Source organism: Erythrobacter sp. YT30, from assembly GCF_001542875.1.
Lineage (GTDB): Bacteria > Pseudomonadota > Alphaproteobacteria > Sphingomonadales > Sphingomonadaceae > Erythrobacter.
Map to the genome: position 1 here is coordinate 399,971 of NZ_LMAF01000001.1, position 15,086 is coordinate 415,056.

A 15,086-nucleotide genomic window follows, 5' to 3' on the forward strand; every position below is an offset into this window, starting at 1 on the left:
CAGCGATGATTTCCGCGCTTGATCTTTTCCGAATTGGGATTGGCCCGTCGAGCTCGCACACAGTGGGGCCAATCAGGATTGCGAATGCGTTTCTGGCAGACCTTAGCCAACGCGGTGAGTTTGAACGGATCGCGAAGATCACAGTGGAGCTTCAAGGGTCGCTGGCACTTACCGGGCCTGGGCACGGGACACCGGATGCATGCCTTATGGGCCTTTGCGGATTTGAACCCGAGACCATCGATATCGAAGCGGCTCGAAAGACGATCGAGCTGGTGCAGGCGGAAAGAAGTATAACGCTGCCCGGCGATCGCCAGATTGAATTTGATCCTCGTCGCGACATCGACCTCGCCTGCCATGTCATTCCAGAGCTTCATCCAAATGGGATGGTGTTGACGGCCTACGATTCTGCCGGGGAAACAATCGAGCGGGGCGAATACTATTCGACAGGCGGCGGTTTCTTCGCGAGCGCAGCGGTGCTGAGCAACGCGCCAGATGATGACTTGATATCGGCTGGGCGCAATGTCCGCTTCCCATTTGCATCAGCAGCTGAATTGCTTGCTATTTGCGAGGCTGAGCAGCTTTCCATTGCACAAATTGTTAGGACCAATGAGGCGGCTTTTCGCAAAGAGTCCGAGACGGAGGAAGGCCTCGATCGGATCGCTACTGAAATGATGAATTGCATCCATGCCGGGCTTGCGCGGGAAGGGGAGTTGCCAGGCTCGCTCAGAGTTAAACGGCGTGCACGCGGGATATATGAAAAGCTGCGCAGCCGAGAGCGCCCGAATGAGGCCGAAACCCTGATGGACTGGCTCAATCTCTTCGCAATGGCAGTGAATGAAGAGAACGCATCGGGCCATCGTGTAGTAACTGCGCCCACCAACGGCGCTGCGGGCATCATTCCGGCCGTTATCCGGTATTATTGCTACAATGATGGCGTTCTCGAAACTTCCAAGGCTCGGGACTTTTTGCTGACGGCTGCAGGCATCGGCCTTCTTTACAAACAACGCGCGTCGATTTCGGGTGCGGAAATGGGGTGCCAGGGCGAAGTTGGCGTTGCATGTTCGATGGCAGCAGGCGGGCTTGCGGCGATATGGGGTGGCGAGCCCATGCACGTCACCACAGCAGCTGAGATTGGCATGGAGCACAATTTGGGCCTCACATGCGATCCCGTGGGCGGCCTCGTTCAGATCCCTTGTATCGAACGCAATGCCCTGGCTGCTGTGAAGGCCGTCAATGCAGCTCGATTGGCGCTGCACGCAGGTTCGGAACCTCGTGTTTCACTCGATCAGGTAATTGAGACGATGCGTCAGACGGGCATCGATATGTCGAACAAGTACAAGGAAACCAGTCTCGGTGGATTGGCCGTAAACGTGGTCGCCTGCTAGGAAACAAGCGCTGCCAATGGCGGTTTGCTTATCGATCCCTATCTTAAAGCGGTTTGCAATTCAGGAGAGATGACAATGGACACGCTGCATGTCCATGAAGCGCGCAAGTCAGGAAATGCTGACGATTGGACGGTGTCGCAGGATTGGCAAAGGTTCAGCGATGCGGATCATGAGCGCTGGGCGGAAATGGTTTCCTCTCAGACGCAGGCATTGCAAGGTCTTGCGTCGCAGGCTTTCCTAGATGGGATCGGCAAGGTCGGCCTCGACAATGGGGGCATTCCGAACTTCAACACGTTCAACCCTCAATTTCGGGATGTGACCGGCTGGGAAGTCGTACCGGTAGCAGGCGTCATTCCCAATGAGCCGTTCTTCAAAATGCTTTCGGAGCGCCGCTTTCCGGTCGCCAACTTCCTGCGCAGCGGAGGCGCAAAGGATTATAATGACGAACCGGACATGTTTCACGATGTCTACGGCCACCTCCCCATGTTCGCCGATCCCACATTTGCAGAATTCATGGTCGCGTATGGCCGCGCCGGGCTTCGCGCTGAGAGGATAGGCATGTCGGATTGGTTGGGCCGCCTCTATCTGCACACCGTTGAATTTGGCTTGGTTCGAGAGGGAGAGGAATTGCGTGCTTACGGCGCCGGGCTACTTTCCAGCCATGCGGAAACCGTCCACGCGTTGACGAGCGACAAGCCACGGCGATTGCGCTTTGATCTGCCGCGGCTGATGCGCACGCAGTGGCCGTTCGACACTTTTCAACCGACCTATTTTGTTATCGATAGTTTTGATGCACTGCTTGAGGAGATGGAAACGACCAGTCTCCGGCAAGTGTACGATAATGTCCGTGATCTTCCGCTGATCCGAATCGGTGCGGGGGACCCGTCAGACAAGCCATATCTGGCACAGCTAAAACCGGCCCTGCCAGAGGACCAATCGGCGTGACAATCAAGCGTACCATTGTTGATGGTGTCGAGACGTTCGAAGCTGACATTGATGGCGAAACCATCACATGGGATCGCGGGCTGTCTTACGCGCGGCATCTGCAAACCGAGCAATTGCTAAACAGTCAGGTTCCCGTTTCCGACAAACCCGATGAAATGCTGTTCATCATTATGCATCAGACGATGGAATTGTGGATCAAGCTGATGATCCATGAGGCCAACGTCGCAATGGAACACGTGCGTGCTGATGAGCTTAACGAGGCAGAAAAAACGCTCGATCGCATGGCAACAATTTTACGCCATATGATCCATTCCTGGGAAGTGCTCGCAACACTCAGCCCGCACGATTTCCTGACCTTTCGAGGGTTTTTGCGCAAAGCCTCCGGCTTTCAATCGCACCAATACCGCGAGCTTGAATTTTGCCTTGGCCTAAAACGCGCAGATCTTGTCAAAATCCACAATGATAACGAGCAGAAGCGCGAAAAGTTGGAAGCAGCGCTGGTCGCGCCATCGTTCTATGATGAGCTGCTGCGGGTGCTATCGCGCAGCGGCTTCAACATCCCCGCGGACAAGTTGGAACGCGATTTTTCGCAGCGATATGTTGCCGATGATCGGATCGAAGATGTGTGGCTCCAGATTTACACCAATCCGCAAGAGCACTGGCCACTTTATACGCTCGCTGAAAAAGTGACGGCGATTGAATACTATTTTCAGGAGTGGCGCTTCAAACATATGAAAACCGTTTCGCGGGTGATCGGGCATAAGCCGGGAACGGGCGGCTCGTCGGGCGTTTCATATTTGGTCAAAGCGCTGGATCTGCCATTCTTCCCTGAGCTCTGGTCAATGCGCACACGTATGTCCGCACCCAAGGAAGGTGGGAATTATGCGTCCGATGATGAGGATGGCTGCCCAATATGAGACAGCCGCGCATCTGGGACATATCGCAGCGGCTCAGCGCGCGTACTCCCTTGTGGCCGGGTGAGCCTGATCTGGTGGTCTCTCGACATGCTTCGATCGGGCCTAATTGTCCGGTAAACATCGGTGCAATTTCGCTGCCGCTGCATTCAGGAACGCATGCCGATGCGCCTTTGCATTACAGCGATGATGGCGCCGCGAGCGCGGACAGCCCGCTTGATGCGTATATCGGCCCTTGCGTGGTCGCGGATGTTCGGCGTGCAGGGTCCCAAATTGAGGAGGCGGACTGCGACTGGGAAGCCATTGGCAGCGCGTCGCGCGTGCTCTTTCGAACATACGAGAGCTTTCCCCATGATGTGTGGGAAGAAAACTTCAAAGCCATCTCTCCGGAGGTTGTAGCAAGACTTCGCGAAAATGGTTCAGTGTTGATCGGCACGGACACCCCGTCACTCGATCCCCAAAACTCAAAGACAATGGACGCCCATCACGAAGTTCTGAGGGGCGACATGCGCATTCTGGAAGGGTTGGTGCTGGATGATGTGCCGGAAGGAACCTACGAGTTGATAGCATTGCCGCTCGCGATTGAGGGGGCCGATGCAAGTCCGGTGCGAGCCATCCTGCGGGAGATCGCCGAATGAACGCTCCGCTAAACAGGGTCGCGATGCTCGATGCAGAAGATCCCTTGCGCCATTTTCGCGATGAGTTCGCACTGCGTGAAGGTCTGATCTACCTTGATGGAAACTCACTTGGCGCGCTGCCAAAACGCGCGATTGAGCAGATGAAGCATTCCGTGAGTGAAGAATGGGGCGAGGGTCTCATCACGTCATGGATTGGCGCAGACTGGGTCAATGCCCCCACCCGAATTGGCGACAAGATCGCGAAGATCATCGGCGCACAGCCCGGCGAAGTGATCGCCGGTGAAAGCACGTCGATCAATATTTTCAAAGCGTTGACCGCGGCTCATTACTTGCAGCAGGGACGCCGCGTCCTGCTGTCTGAAACAACCAACTTCCCTACCGACAACTACATAATGCAAGGGCTCGAACGGTTCAGCGGAGGTGAGATCGAGACCCGCGAAGTCGATCCGGATGCAGTGCTGGACGCACTCGACGAGGACGTGTCGGTTCTGCTTCTAACGCAGGTGCATTACAAGACAGCCGCCCTTCGCGACATGAAAGCGGTCACACAAAAAGCGCACGATGCAGGGGTACTGGTGGTTTGGGATCTCAGCCACAGCACAGGGGCCATTCCGGTCGATCTGAATGCGGCAGAAGCGGACTTTGCAATCGGATGCGGATACAAGTTCCTCAACGGAGGCCCCGGCGCGCCCGCCTTCCTTTTTGCCGCCAAACGCCATCACCATGCGCAGCCCGTCCTATCAGGGTGGTTTGGGCATGCGCGTCCCTTTGATTTTGAGATTAAATTTGATCCCGCCCCTGGCATCGATCGGTTCCAGTGCGGAACTCCACCAGTTCTGGGGATGAGCGCACTCGAAAGCGGCGTCGATCTGATGCTCGAGGCTGACATGACAGACATCCGTGCAAAATCGATCGGCCTGTCAGAGCTTTTCATTGAGCTAGTCGAAGAGCGCTGCGGCGAATTTGGTTTCGAGCTCATATGCCCAAGAAACAGCTCCGAGCGCGGAAGCCACGTCGCCTTCGCTCATCCCAATGCTTATGAGATGATACAGGCGCTAAAAGCACGCGACGTGATCGGGGATTTCAGGGCACCTGACGTGATGCGGTTTGGCATAACGCCGCTCTATCTAAGCTATGCGGAAATCGAGGAAGCGGTCGAAAGACTGCGCTCCATTTGCATAAACCGCGAATGGGATAAGCCCGAATACCGAGAACGAGCAGCGGTCACATAAGCGCTGATTTCGAGGCCCGTGAGAACGTCGCCAATTACAGGTTCTGCGTCGCTGGCCGGCCGTTCGACACGGCCCCGTCAGTCTTTTCCGTAATACGGAATAGAACCCAATCTGTCAGCAATCATATTCGGTGAGAGAAACCTTGCAGAGTGTCTGGTGATACTCGCCAGCGATGCTAGGTTCGCGCGCCTTGGTTAAAGGGCGGGAATCTATGGCAAGCAAGCCGACATCATTTGACAGAGGTGCAGCGCAGAGCGGATCTAACGCCTATAAACCTCTTTGGATTGCTGTCGGTGCTATCCTCGCCTTTGGGCTGCAACTCTTTCCTGCACCAGATGGATTGGAACCGCCTGGCTGGATGACGGTGTCGCTCTTCCTCGTCATGCTGATCTGGTGGGTGACAGAAGCGGTGCCGATCCCTGTTACGAGCCTGCTCCCGCTTGTGGTTCTTCCAGTCACAGGGATAGCGCCAATCAGCGAGGCCGCGATTGCGTACGCAAGCCCGATCGTGCTGTTGCTCATGGGCGGTTTCATCATCGCCAAGTCGATAGAAAAGTGGAACCTTCACGCACGCATCGCCCTTGCCATCGTCGCAAAGGCGGGATCTCATCCAGCGGCCACTATCGGCGGATTTCTGGCTGCATCCGCTGTATTGAGCATGTGGATTTCCAATACAGCAACCGCGATCATGCTGACCCCGATTGCGCTCTCTGTTGCGTCTCGCATGGGCGAGGGTTTGGCGCTGCGGGTCGCGATGCTGCTCGCCATTGCTTATGGCTGCTCAATCGGCGGGATCGGCACCCCAATTGGAACGCCGACAAACCTCATCATCATTGGATATCTCGAAGAGGAATTCGGCCGCACCATTGGCTTTGCCGACTGGATGGCCTTCGGGATACCGATAGTCATCCTCCTATTACCGTTGGCTTGGTTGGTTCTCGCTTGGCAGATCAAAGGTCAAGGGGGAGGCACTGGCAGCGGGGCTGCGCACGCTATTTCCGAAGCTAGAAAGCGCCTCGGGAGCATATCGCTGGCTGAGAAACGGGTTGCTATTGGTTTTGCTTTCGTCGCTCTGGCTTGGCTTTTCCGGCGTCCGCTGAATGAGATCGAGATGGGCGGTTTCGCGCCGCTCGCCGGGATGACTGATCACGTCATTGCGATTGCCGGGGCCATCCTGTTCTTTGTGATCCCTTCTGGTGACGCAGAGCAAAAGGGCGCTCTGTTAGACTGGCAGGATGCTCAACAGATACCGTGGGGTGTGCTGCTGCTTTTTGGTGGCGGGCTAAGCCTTGCTGGTGCAATTTCAGGAACGGGTCTATCTTCGTGGATTGGCGCCCAACTTGCGGGCGTGACAGCGCTCCACGTGACGCTGATGATCGGCATTTTTGTGACCTTTGTGATCATGGCGACAGAAGTCACAAGCAACGTCGCCACCGCATCGGCACTCATGCCGGTAGTGGGGGCCGTTGCGGTTGCGGGCGGGGTTGATCCGCTGGTCCTCGCTATGCCCGTTGCCGCTGCGGCGAGTTGTGCGTTCATGCTGCCCATGGCGACCGGACCCAATGCCGTTGCCTATGCCAGCGGTGCAGTCTCTATCCCGCAAATGGCGCGCGTCGGTTTTGCACTCAATTTGCTCGCCATCTTGGCCATTACCCTTGCCGCATCGGTGCTCATTCCAATGCTGCCGCAGAATTGAAGGATAGACCGTTGCTTGGCACGAGGATGGGGGCAGTGCAGGAGCGCACATTCGGGATTTCTATGCCAAGAACGGAGCAATGAGAACGCCGTGCTACACCCAACGCAAGGGCGTGGACGATGATATCTAGAACTGAAATTCAGATATTGGTGGACGCACTAGGGTTCGAACCTAGGACCCGCTGATTAAGAGTCAGCTGCTCTACCAACTGAGCTATGCGTCCACGTGCCACCTCTGCAGCGTTGGAGAGCGCGAAATAGCGATGAATTTGGCGGGTGCAAGCTGAATTTGCGTGATTGGACCTGCTTAACCCACACTTCAGGACATGCTGCTGATACCGCCTCGCGGCGCATCCTGGTTCCATCGGTTGACCATCATCAGCGCGCCAATGCAGATCATGTTGGTTAGCATGGATGATCCGCCATGGCTCATAAAGGGCAGGGGAATGCCCACAACGGGCGCGAAGCCCATCACCATCAATAGATTGATCGCGATATAGAAAAAGATCGTCGCGCTCATGCCCGCGGCCAAAAGACTGCCGAAGCGATCCTGGGATTCGCGGGCGACCTTAAGGCCCCAGCGCAAGATGATTGTGAACACCCCGATAACGAAGATGCCGCCGATGAGACCCCATTCCTCGGCCATGGTGGCGAACACAAAATCGGTATGCGGTTCGGGCAGGTATTGGAGGTGGCTTTGCGAACCTTCGTTAAAGCCCTTGCCGAAAATGCCGCCCGATCCGATGGCGATCTTGGATTGCGTGATGTGATAGCCAGCGCCCAACGGGTCAGCCTCAGGATCGAACATCGTCAGCACGCGGCGCTGTTGGTATTCCTGAAGACCAAAATAGAAGATAAGTGGCGCAAGAGCTGCCCCGCCAAGCCCAGCGCCAATGAACCACTTCAATGGCAGTCCGGCAAGCAGCATCACAACTGCCCCGCCAAACACGATAGCGAGCGAGGTGCCGAGATCTGGCTGAAGCAGAACGAACAGTACCGGCAAAGCGATAAGCACGCCCGGAATGAGCAACGCTCTCCAGCTTGTGATCATGCCAACGGGGAGCGATGAGTAGAAATGCGCGAGCGTCACCACAATAACGGGCTTCATCAACTCCGATGGCTGCAGAACCATAAATCCGAGATCAAGCCAGCGCTGGCTGCCGCCGCCAACTTGTCCGATAATTTCAACAGCGACCAATAAGATGAATACGAACACATAGGCCGGATAGGTCAGGAATCGCACCAATGCGCGCGGGAAAATTGAGATAAACCCTGCAAGAAAAAGGAAAACACTGAACCGTGTCAGGTGAGATGCGGCGAATGGCTGCATCGACCCGCCGGCTGCCGAGTAAAGTACCAATGCCCCGAAACCGACAAGCGCAAAGAGGGGAATGAGCATTCCCCATGGCTGTCGCGCGATTGGATAGGGTATGACGCTGTTCATGGCGTCTGACTTTCAGCGGCGACCTGCGGCGGTGCAGTCTGCGGTGTTTGCGGCGCGGAGGCGTTTGCGCTTGTTTCAGGCGCCTGCCCAGTTATCGCGGCCGCAGGAGGCGGTGAGCCCGACGCCGCCTGATCTTCGCGCGGAACAATCGCGTCACCGGCAATCTCCTCCGATTGGGCGGCAGCGAGGCGGGCTTCTGCCTCAACCCGATCAAAGATTTCCTCATCGCGCGAAGGTGGGCGCGTCACGCTTTCCCCGCGCTCGGCAGCATAAGCTGCATATCGCCGCTCAAGCCTTTGCTGCGCCGTGCCGCCCCATTGCTTTTCAAGCGAGCGCAATTGTTCCAGTCCGCGCTCAGGATCGAACATGAATGTCATCACATCGCGTGCAATTGGATATGCTGAGCCTGACCCACCGCCATGCTCAATGACGACCGCGCCTGCATAGCGCGGATTTTCGAATGGAGCGAAAAACACAAAGAGACCGTGGTCACGGTACTTCCATGGGCCACTGCGACCATCCGACACGCTCAAGGAAACGACCTGGGCAGTGCCCGTTTTCCCGGCGAGCTTGATCCCTTCAATCGGCAATTGCGCCCGGCGAGCGGTTCCTGCGCCGTTCACTACATTGCTCATCGCCTGACGGATATAGCCCATATCGTCTTCGTTGAAATTGTAGCTCGGCATTTCAGGAGCTTTGCCATCGAGCAGCAGTCTCGGATTGACGACTTTGCCCGTTGCAAGCCTAGCTGCAAGGACGCCCAATTGTAATGGACTGGCGAGGTAATACCCCTGACCGATCGAGGCGTTCACGGTGTCATGCGGCCGCCACGGCTCACCAAACTTGTTCACCTTCCAGGTGGGATCGGGAACGGTGCCGTAAAACTGGCTCGCCACGGGGAGGGGGTATTGTTGCCCCATGCCCATCAGCTTCGCCATATCGGCAACTTTCTCAAAGCCGATTTGCTGGGCGAAATGATAGAAATAACTGTCGCAGCTTTGCGCGATGGCCTTGTCCATATCGACAACGCCGTGGCTTGAGTGGCAGCGGAAAAAGCGATTTCCGATCTGCCGACCGCCGCCGCAAACCACCGTGTCTGTCGGTTTCACTCCCGCTTGAAGGAAAGCCATGCAATGCATTGGTTTGATGGTTGATCCGGGCGGATAGAGGCCCTGCAGAACCTTGTTGCGCAAGGGCACACGCTCATCTTCGCGAAGCATTGCGTATTCGATGCTGCCGATACCATCGGAAAAGCTATTGGGATCAAAGCTTGGCATGGATGCCATGCAGAGAAGATCGCCCGTGGCGCAATCCATGACGACAACCGAGCCGCTTTCCAGGCCAATGCGGCGCGCGGCATAATCCTGCAGCGGGCCATCAATAGTAAGCGTCACCGGATCGCCGGGCGTGTCTTCGCGGGTCTCAAGATCGCGCACCACGCGGCCCGATGCTGTGACTTCCACCCGGCGCCCACCCGGTTTCCCGCGCAAATCCTCCTCAAACAGACGCTCAAGACCATCTTTGCCGATCTTGTATCCCGGCGTCAGAAGCAGAGGGTTTCGATCTTCCTCGGCGTATTGCTCGGCATCCGCTGGGCCGACATATCCGATTAGGTGCGCGACGGAGGATGCGGTTGGGTAGTATCTGGAAAAGCCGCGCTGCGGGATGACGCCTTGAAGATCAGGCAATCGAACGCTGAGAGCTGCGAACTCATCAAAATTTAGACCGCTTGCAACCTCAATCGGTTGATAACCGCTTTTCTCGCTCACTTCGCGTTTGAGATCGGCAATTCGGGTCGGTTCAAGCTGTAGTAACTCGCCGATCTGATTGATCGTTCCTTCAGGATCATCGAGCCGCTCTGGAATGATATCGACACGGAAATCGGCGCGGTTGGAGGCGAGGGGGGAGCCATTGCGATCAAGAATCCATCCGCGGCGCGGCGGGATCAGGGTCAGATTGACCCGGTTGCTTTCAGATTCGAGCCGGTATTTCTCATTCTCAGCAATCGCGAGATATCCCATCCGCCCTGCGAGCAGCACAGCGATCCCGCCCTGCAATCCGCCGAGAACAACAGCGCGCCTGTCAAATGTGTTCTTGAGCGTGGAAGCGTTGATTATCTGCGTCGTTCGGCGCTTTGGCTGTCCACTGCGCCATGTCAGCCAATTCTTCACCCGACCCTCCGGGAGCGTGCCAATCGGAACCGATCAAGCCGCGCCACCATGCGGGCTAGCACAGGATAGAACAACACTGAGAACAGGATCTGAGGCACTGCTGCGAACATGAGGAACGGGGTTAGGTCTGCACCGGATACTACAATTGCGGACAAAACATAAACGATAATGGCAAGGCTGGCGGCAAACCAATCCTGCCAAAACCCGCGCCATGGGATACGGCTTTCGATTATTTCAAGCGCAATCATTGTGAGCGACCATAGCAGAATAGCACTTCCGAATGGCTGTCCACTGAACAGATCGTCGAATGCTCCCAAGGGAACTCCAACCCAAAGAGGGAGCAGACCTGGACGCATCACCCGCCATGCGACCAGCATGACAAAGCCCAATGGTGGGAAAATCGGCATGACCGTTGCAAGAAAGACTGCAGGCAAAAAGCTCGCCAGCATGATCGAGGCGTAGGGGACAGTGAGCGCGCGCCAAGGCGATTGTTCCCGGTTGATCTGCCGGGACATGCTCCGCGCGCGGGACATTTGGCTAAGCCGCGCCATTATTCCGCCTCTTGCGTTTCGGGTGTTCCCCCTGGAGGCGGCGCGACCTGAGGCTCATCATCGAGCGCTTCATCGGTAAGCGGTTGTTCGAGCGGAATTCGCGACGCGGCGACGGGTTCCGGCTGATAAATCGGTTCTACCGAGACGAAGTCCGCTTCAGCGGGATTGGCGATCAATGCGGCAAGCCCGCCATCGGGTAGAACTTCACTCATCACGGCGACCGCCACACCGGGACGATAATATCCACCTGCACCTGAAGTCACAAAGACGTCGCCTTCCTTGAAGGGATTGACGCCCAGATTGATGAGACGAATGCGGAGTAAGCCATCACCGCGCCCTTCGGCAAAAGCGACAGTGGAATCCGATGTGCGGCGTACGGGCACAATGCTCTCGCTGTCAGTCAGGAGCAGAACGCGCGAAGAATTACGCGCAACTTCGAGGACACGGCCCACTACCCCGCGCGGGCTGCGCACGGGCATTCCGACTTCGATGCCATCGATGCGGCCTGCGCTGATCACTGCGAAACGTCGGCTGCTTGACGCGCTCGATCCGATCAAGCGGGTGATGGCAATCGGCTCAATCTCGCTATCCGCGAGCGCGACCAGTTCCTTTAGGCGCTCATTCTCCTGTTCGAGAGCTTCTGCTTCGGCCAGTTTGACGCGGGCCAGCTCTACTTCTTCGCGTAAGGCCGCGTTCTGGTCAGCGGCTTCGAAGTATCCGGAAAGGTAATCCCAAACGCTTGTGGTTTCCTCGCGCACAACCGCAGTCGCGGTTCCTGCTGGTGCGCTCATGTCCTGAGCAGCACCGCGAAGGGGAGCAAGGCTGGAGGGTTGCCAAAGCGACAGGATCAGCAGCGCGAGGCCAAGCAGCGCGCCAAGTCCAGCGAGCACATAGCCTGTAAAGACTGAGTATTGCGCCTTCTTGGAAAAGCCCGTCCGGCGCGATGATGGCGACGCCATGGCTTGCCTGTATCCTTCCTATCCGGGCATTTAGCACCGGTCCTCTTATTGCGACCTTAAGCGATCAGGCAGTCATCAAGACCCCGCGATAAATCGGATCTTCCATCGCACGGCCTGTGCCGATTGCAACGCAGGTCAGCGGGTCTTCGGCGATCGAGACGGGCAATCCCGTTTCCTCGCGCAGATGCTCATCAAGACGGCGGATCAACGCGCCGCCACCAGTCAAAACGATACCCTGATCGACAATATCAGCAGCCAGTTCTGGCGCCGTGTTTTCAAGTGCGATGCGCACACCTTCGACAATCGCGCCAATCGGTTCAGACAAGGCCTCTGCGACATGCGCCTGATTGATGGTGATTTCTTTTGGTACACCGTTCACAAGGTCGCGGCCTTTGAGGGTGATACTTTCGCCCGCACCATCTTCAGGAATGACGGCGATGCCGTAGTCCTTCTTGATGCGTTCAGCCGTGGCGTCACCAATCAGCAAGTTGTGATGTCGCCGAACGTAAGAGACGATGGCCTCGTCCATCTTGTCTCCGCCGGTGCGGACCGATGTGGTGTAGGCAAGACCGCGCAATGACAGCACGGCAACCTCGGTCGTGCCGCCGCCGATGTCGACGACCATCGAACCCACGGGCTCGGTCACGGGCATGTCAGCACCAATGGCCGCTGCCATGGGCTCAAGGATAAGGTGCACTTCAGACGCGCCTGCATTAGAGGCTGCATCACGGATCGCGCGCTTCTCAACCGATGTTGAACCTGATGGCACACAGATCACGATTTCAGGATAACGGAATAGATTGCGCTTGCCGTGCACCTTGCGGATGAAGTGCTTGATCATCTCCTCCGCGATTTCGATGTCAGCAATCACGCCATCGCGCAACGGGCGGATCGCTTCGATGGTGTCAGGTGTTTTACCCATCATCATCTTGGCATCATCGCCAACAGCCTTGACCCGCTTGATCCCGCTAATCGTCTCAATCGCAACGACGGATGGTTCGTTAAGAATGATCCCTTGGTCCTGCACGTAGACCAACGTATTTGCCGTTCCCAGATCGATTGCCATGTTTTGCGATCCGAATTTGAACAGGTTCGAGAAAAAGCTCATCTTGTATGCATTCCAAAGGCTGTCGAGCCCCTGTTTGCAGACCCCCCGCAAACTTTTCGGCCCGAAAAATTCATCGTGATCGGCGCGTAGCGAATCCCTAACGAAAAGGCCAAAATTTTTGTTGAAGTTCGGCCAAGTTTTACCCCGTAGGCCTCGAATCTCCGGCTGTGTGCAGCTAGGCTGCGGTCAATGACCCGTTTTACGCCTCAAATTCGCCGTCTTCCGCCTGGTCTCGTGAACAGGATCGCGGCTGGGGAAGTGGTGGAACGGCCTGCTGCGGCTTTGAAAGAGCTCGTCGAGAACGCGATTGATGCAGGATCGACACGAATCGCTATTGCCCTGAAAGATGGCGGTTTGGTATCGCTCGAAGTTACCGACAATGGTTGCGGAATGGATGCGGAGGATATCGCTTTGGCGTTGGAGCGCCATGCAACCTCCAAACTGCCAGACGAAGCGATTGAGATGGTCACCTCGCTCGGTTTTCGAGGAGAGGCATTGCCGTCAATCGCAAGCGTTGCCGAAGTCACGATCGAAAGCCGCCCGCATGATGCCGACACTGGCTGGCGGCGAGTTGTCGATCATGGCGAAACGGTAAGCGAAGAGCCAGTGGCGCTTCCCCCCGGAACGCGGGTGAGGGTCGAAAACCTTTTCGCCAAAGTGCCCGTTCGCCGCAAATTTTTACGCACCGCGCGCAGCGAATACATTGCGAGCCTCGACTGCGTGCGTCGCCTCGCCATGGCACGGCCCGATATCGCCTTTACGCTGACCAACGAAACCGATGGGAAGGTGCGCAAGAGCCTCATCACGCAAAGCAACGAGGATTTGCCATCACGCGTCGCGCAAATTGTGGCGCGCGAATTGAAAGACAATTCCGTGCTCATCGATCTGGAGCGCGAAGCGCCGGGCGGCACCATGCGTCTTACGGGCATTGCAGGGCTGCCCACATACAATCGCGGCGTTGCCGATCACCAATACCTGTTCGTCAATGGGCGTCCGGTCAAAGATAAGCTGCTTACCGGCGCGGTTCGAGGAGCCTATTCGGATATGCTCGCGCGCGATCGCCATGCAGTGCTCGCGCTGTTTCTCGAAATCCCTCCGCAAGATGTGGACGTGAACGTGCATCCGGCGAAAACAGAAGTGCGTTTTCGCGATGCTAGCGGTGTGCGCGGGTTTATCGTTTCAGGACTGAGGCGCGCGCTCGACACCGGTGACAGGCGATCCGCTCAAGGCCCAGATCGCGCAGCAATGGAACGCTGGCAGCAGGAACCTGCTCGTGAAGAGCAAGCGCCGGCCTTGCGATCAATCTTCGAAGGCCGCGACTGGTCAACACCCGAACAGCGCGTAGCCGAACCACGCGTCGATTGGCCGGCAAGTCGCGACACTGCGTTGCCGCAAGGCCGCGCAGAAGAGGCCGCGCCACTGCCACAAGATGCGAGCGCATACCCGCTTGGCATTGCGCGCGGGCAAGTCGCCAAAACCTACATCGTTGCAGAAAGCGCCGATGGCCTTGTGTTAGTCGATCAGCACGCGGCGCATGAGCGGCTTGTCCTTGAACGGCTAAAAAATGCCGGGGCAGGGGAGGCGGCACAACGGTCTCAGGCTTTGCTCGTCCCCGATGTCGTAGAAATGGACGAGGTGGATTGTGACCGCCTGGAGAATGCTGCCGAGGGGCTTTCCCGCTACGGCCTCAGCATCGAACGGTTTGGTCCTTGCGCAATGCTGGTGCGCGCAGTGCCCGCTGCGATTGCCAAAGCGGATACAGGCAAGCTTTTGCGTGATCTTGCGGATGATATCGCCAAGCATGGCAGCCAGGCTGATAGCGGATCGCTGCTGCTTGCAGAAAAGCTGGAATATGTCCTTGCCACCATGGCGTGCCACGGATCGGTAAGGGCAGGGCGGGTGCTATCGGTGGCAGAGATGAACGCACTGCTGCGCGAAATGGAGGCAACTCCACGATCGGGCCAGTGCAATCACGGCCGCCCCACCTGGGTCAAACTCAGCACGGACGACGTTGAAAAGCTGTTCGGTCGTCACTGACCTAGAG

At 57.0% G+C, this 15,086-nt stretch carries 12 protein-coding genes and 1 tRNA gene; 7 read left to right on the forward strand and 6 right to left on the reverse strand.

The annotated features are described in order from the left end of the window. Window positions 1-5 precede the first annotated feature (5 nt). From AUC45_RS01880 to AUC45_RS01905, 6 genes are all read left to right on the forward strand, one after another. A complete protein-coding gene (locus tag AUC45_RS01880) occupies window positions 6-1,385 on the forward strand; it encodes an L-serine ammonia-lyase (protein ID WP_067597348.1) in 1,380 nt (459 codons plus the stop codon). A 75-nt stretch (window positions 1,386-1,460) separates the two neighbouring features. Then, window positions 1,461-2,330: a phenylalanine 4-monooxygenase gene (gene phhA, locus AUC45_RS01885; protein ID WP_067597351.1), complete on the forward strand. Its 870-nt coding sequence runs from the start codon at window positions 1,461-1,463 to the stop codon at window positions 2,328-2,330. Beyond that, window positions 2,327-3,247, forward strand: a complete 921-nt coding sequence (locus AUC45_RS01890; RefSeq protein ID WP_233998496.1) for a tryptophan 2,3-dioxygenase — start codon at window positions 2,327-2,329, stop codon at window positions 3,245-3,247. Before phhA ends, AUC45_RS01890 begins: the two co-directional genes overlap by 4 nt. Beyond that, a complete protein-coding gene (gene kynB / locus AUC45_RS01895) occupies window positions 3,244-3,882 on the forward strand; it encodes an arylformamidase (protein ID WP_067597354.1) in 639 nt (212 codons plus the stop codon). The genes AUC45_RS01890 and kynB overlap by 4 nt, the downstream gene beginning before the upstream one ends. Continuing rightward, window positions 3,879-5,114 (forward strand): kynureninase, encoded by a 1,236-nt coding sequence (kynU, locus tag AUC45_RS01900; RefSeq protein WP_067597357.1) that lies wholly within the window; start codon window positions 3,879-3,881, stop codon window positions 5,112-5,114. The genes kynB and kynU overlap by 4 nt, the downstream gene beginning before the upstream one ends. 211 nt (window positions 5,115-5,325) lie before the next feature. Continuing rightward, window positions 5,326-6,810 (forward strand): DASS family sodium-coupled anion symporter, encoded by a 1,485-nt coding sequence (locus tag AUC45_RS01905; RefSeq protein WP_067597360.1) that lies wholly within the window; start codon window positions 5,326-5,328, stop codon window positions 6,808-6,810. Window positions 6,811-6,957: 147 nt separating this feature from the next. Here the strand turns inward: AUC45_RS01905 and AUC45_RS01910 are convergent. From AUC45_RS01910 to AUC45_RS01935, 6 genes are all read right to left on the reverse strand, one after another. Beyond that, a tRNA-Lys gene (locus AUC45_RS01910) sits at window positions 6,958-7,033 on the reverse strand. A gap of 95 nt (window positions 7,034-7,128) precedes the next feature. Further along, on the reverse strand, window positions 7,129-8,253 hold the full coding sequence (rodA, locus tag AUC45_RS01915) for a rod shape-determining protein RodA (RefSeq protein WP_067597363.1): 1,125 nt from the start codon (window positions 8,251-8,253) through the stop codon (window positions 7,129-7,131). Continuing rightward, window positions 8,250-10,424 (reverse strand): penicillin-binding protein 2, encoded by a 2,175-nt coding sequence (gene mrdA, locus AUC45_RS01920; RefSeq protein ID WP_233998497.1) that lies wholly within the window; start codon window positions 10,422-10,424, stop codon window positions 8,250-8,252. The genes rodA and mrdA overlap by 4 nt, the downstream gene beginning before the upstream one ends. After that, window positions 10,421-10,939, reverse strand: a complete 519-nt coding sequence (mreD, locus tag AUC45_RS01925; protein ID WP_233998498.1) for a rod shape-determining protein MreD — start codon at window positions 10,937-10,939, stop codon at window positions 10,421-10,423. Before mreD ends, mrdA begins: the two co-directional genes overlap by 4 nt. 35 nt (window positions 10,940-10,974) lie before the next feature. Then, window positions 10,975-11,934 (reverse strand): rod shape-determining protein MreC, encoded by a 960-nt coding sequence (gene mreC / locus AUC45_RS01930; protein WP_082700914.1) that lies wholly within the window; start codon window positions 11,932-11,934, stop codon window positions 10,975-10,977. A gap of 64 nt (window positions 11,935-11,998) precedes the next feature. Continuing rightward, the gene (locus AUC45_RS01935; protein WP_067597369.1) at window positions 11,999-13,042 is read right to left on the reverse strand and encodes a rod shape-determining protein; all 1,044 of its coding nucleotides are present in this window, start codon (window positions 13,040-13,042) and stop codon (window positions 11,999-12,001) included. 189 nt (window positions 13,043-13,231) lie between these two features. On the opposite strand from AUC45_RS01935, the gene mutL reads away from it, so the two are divergent. Next, complete coding sequence (gene mutL / locus AUC45_RS01940; protein ID WP_067597372.1) at window positions 13,232-15,079, forward strand: DNA mismatch repair endonuclease MutL; 1,848 nt, start codon at window positions 13,232-13,234, stop codon at window positions 15,077-15,079. Window positions 15,080-15,086 lie beyond the last annotated feature (7 nt).

What these genes read in the sequence shown, in the direction of transcription:
- AUC45_RS01880 (WP_067597348.1), top strand. Translation starts at nt 6, where the DNA reads ATGATTTCCGCGCTTGATCTTTTCCGAATTGGGATTGGCCCGTCGAGC.
- phhA (WP_067597351.1), top strand. Translation starts at nt 1,461, where the DNA reads ATGGACACGCTGCATGTCCATGAAGCGCGCAAGTCAGGAAATGCTGAC.
- kynB (WP_067597354.1), top strand. Translation starts at nt 3,244, where the DNA reads ATGAGACAGCCGCGCATCTGGGACATATCGCAGCGGCTCAGCGCGCGT.
- kynU (WP_067597357.1), top strand. Translation starts at nt 3,879, where the DNA reads ATGAACGCTCCGCTAAACAGGGTCGCGATGCTCGATGCAGAAGATCCC.
- AUC45_RS01905 (WP_067597360.1), top strand. Translation starts at nt 5,326, where the DNA reads ATGGCAAGCAAGCCGACATCATTTGACAGAGGTGCAGCGCAGAGCGGA.
- rodA (WP_067597363.1), bottom strand. Translation starts at nt 8,253, where the DNA reads ATGAACAGCGTCATACCCTATCCAATCGCGCGACAGCCATGGGGAATG.
- mreD (WP_233998498.1), bottom strand. Translation starts at nt 10,939, where the DNA reads ATGTCCCGGCAGATCAACCGGGAACAATCGCCTTGGCGCGCGCTCACT.
- mreC (WP_082700914.1), bottom strand. Translation starts at nt 11,934, where the DNA reads ATGGCGTCGCCATCATCGCGCCGGACGGGCTTTTCCAAGAAGGCGCAA.
- AUC45_RS01935 (WP_067597369.1), bottom strand. Translation starts at nt 13,042, where the DNA reads ATGAGCTTTTTCTCGAACCTGTTCAAATTCGGATCGCAAAACATGGCA.
- mutL (WP_067597372.1), top strand. Translation starts at nt 13,232, where the DNA reads ATGACCCGTTTTACGCCTCAAATTCGCCGTCTTCCGCCTGGTCTCGTG.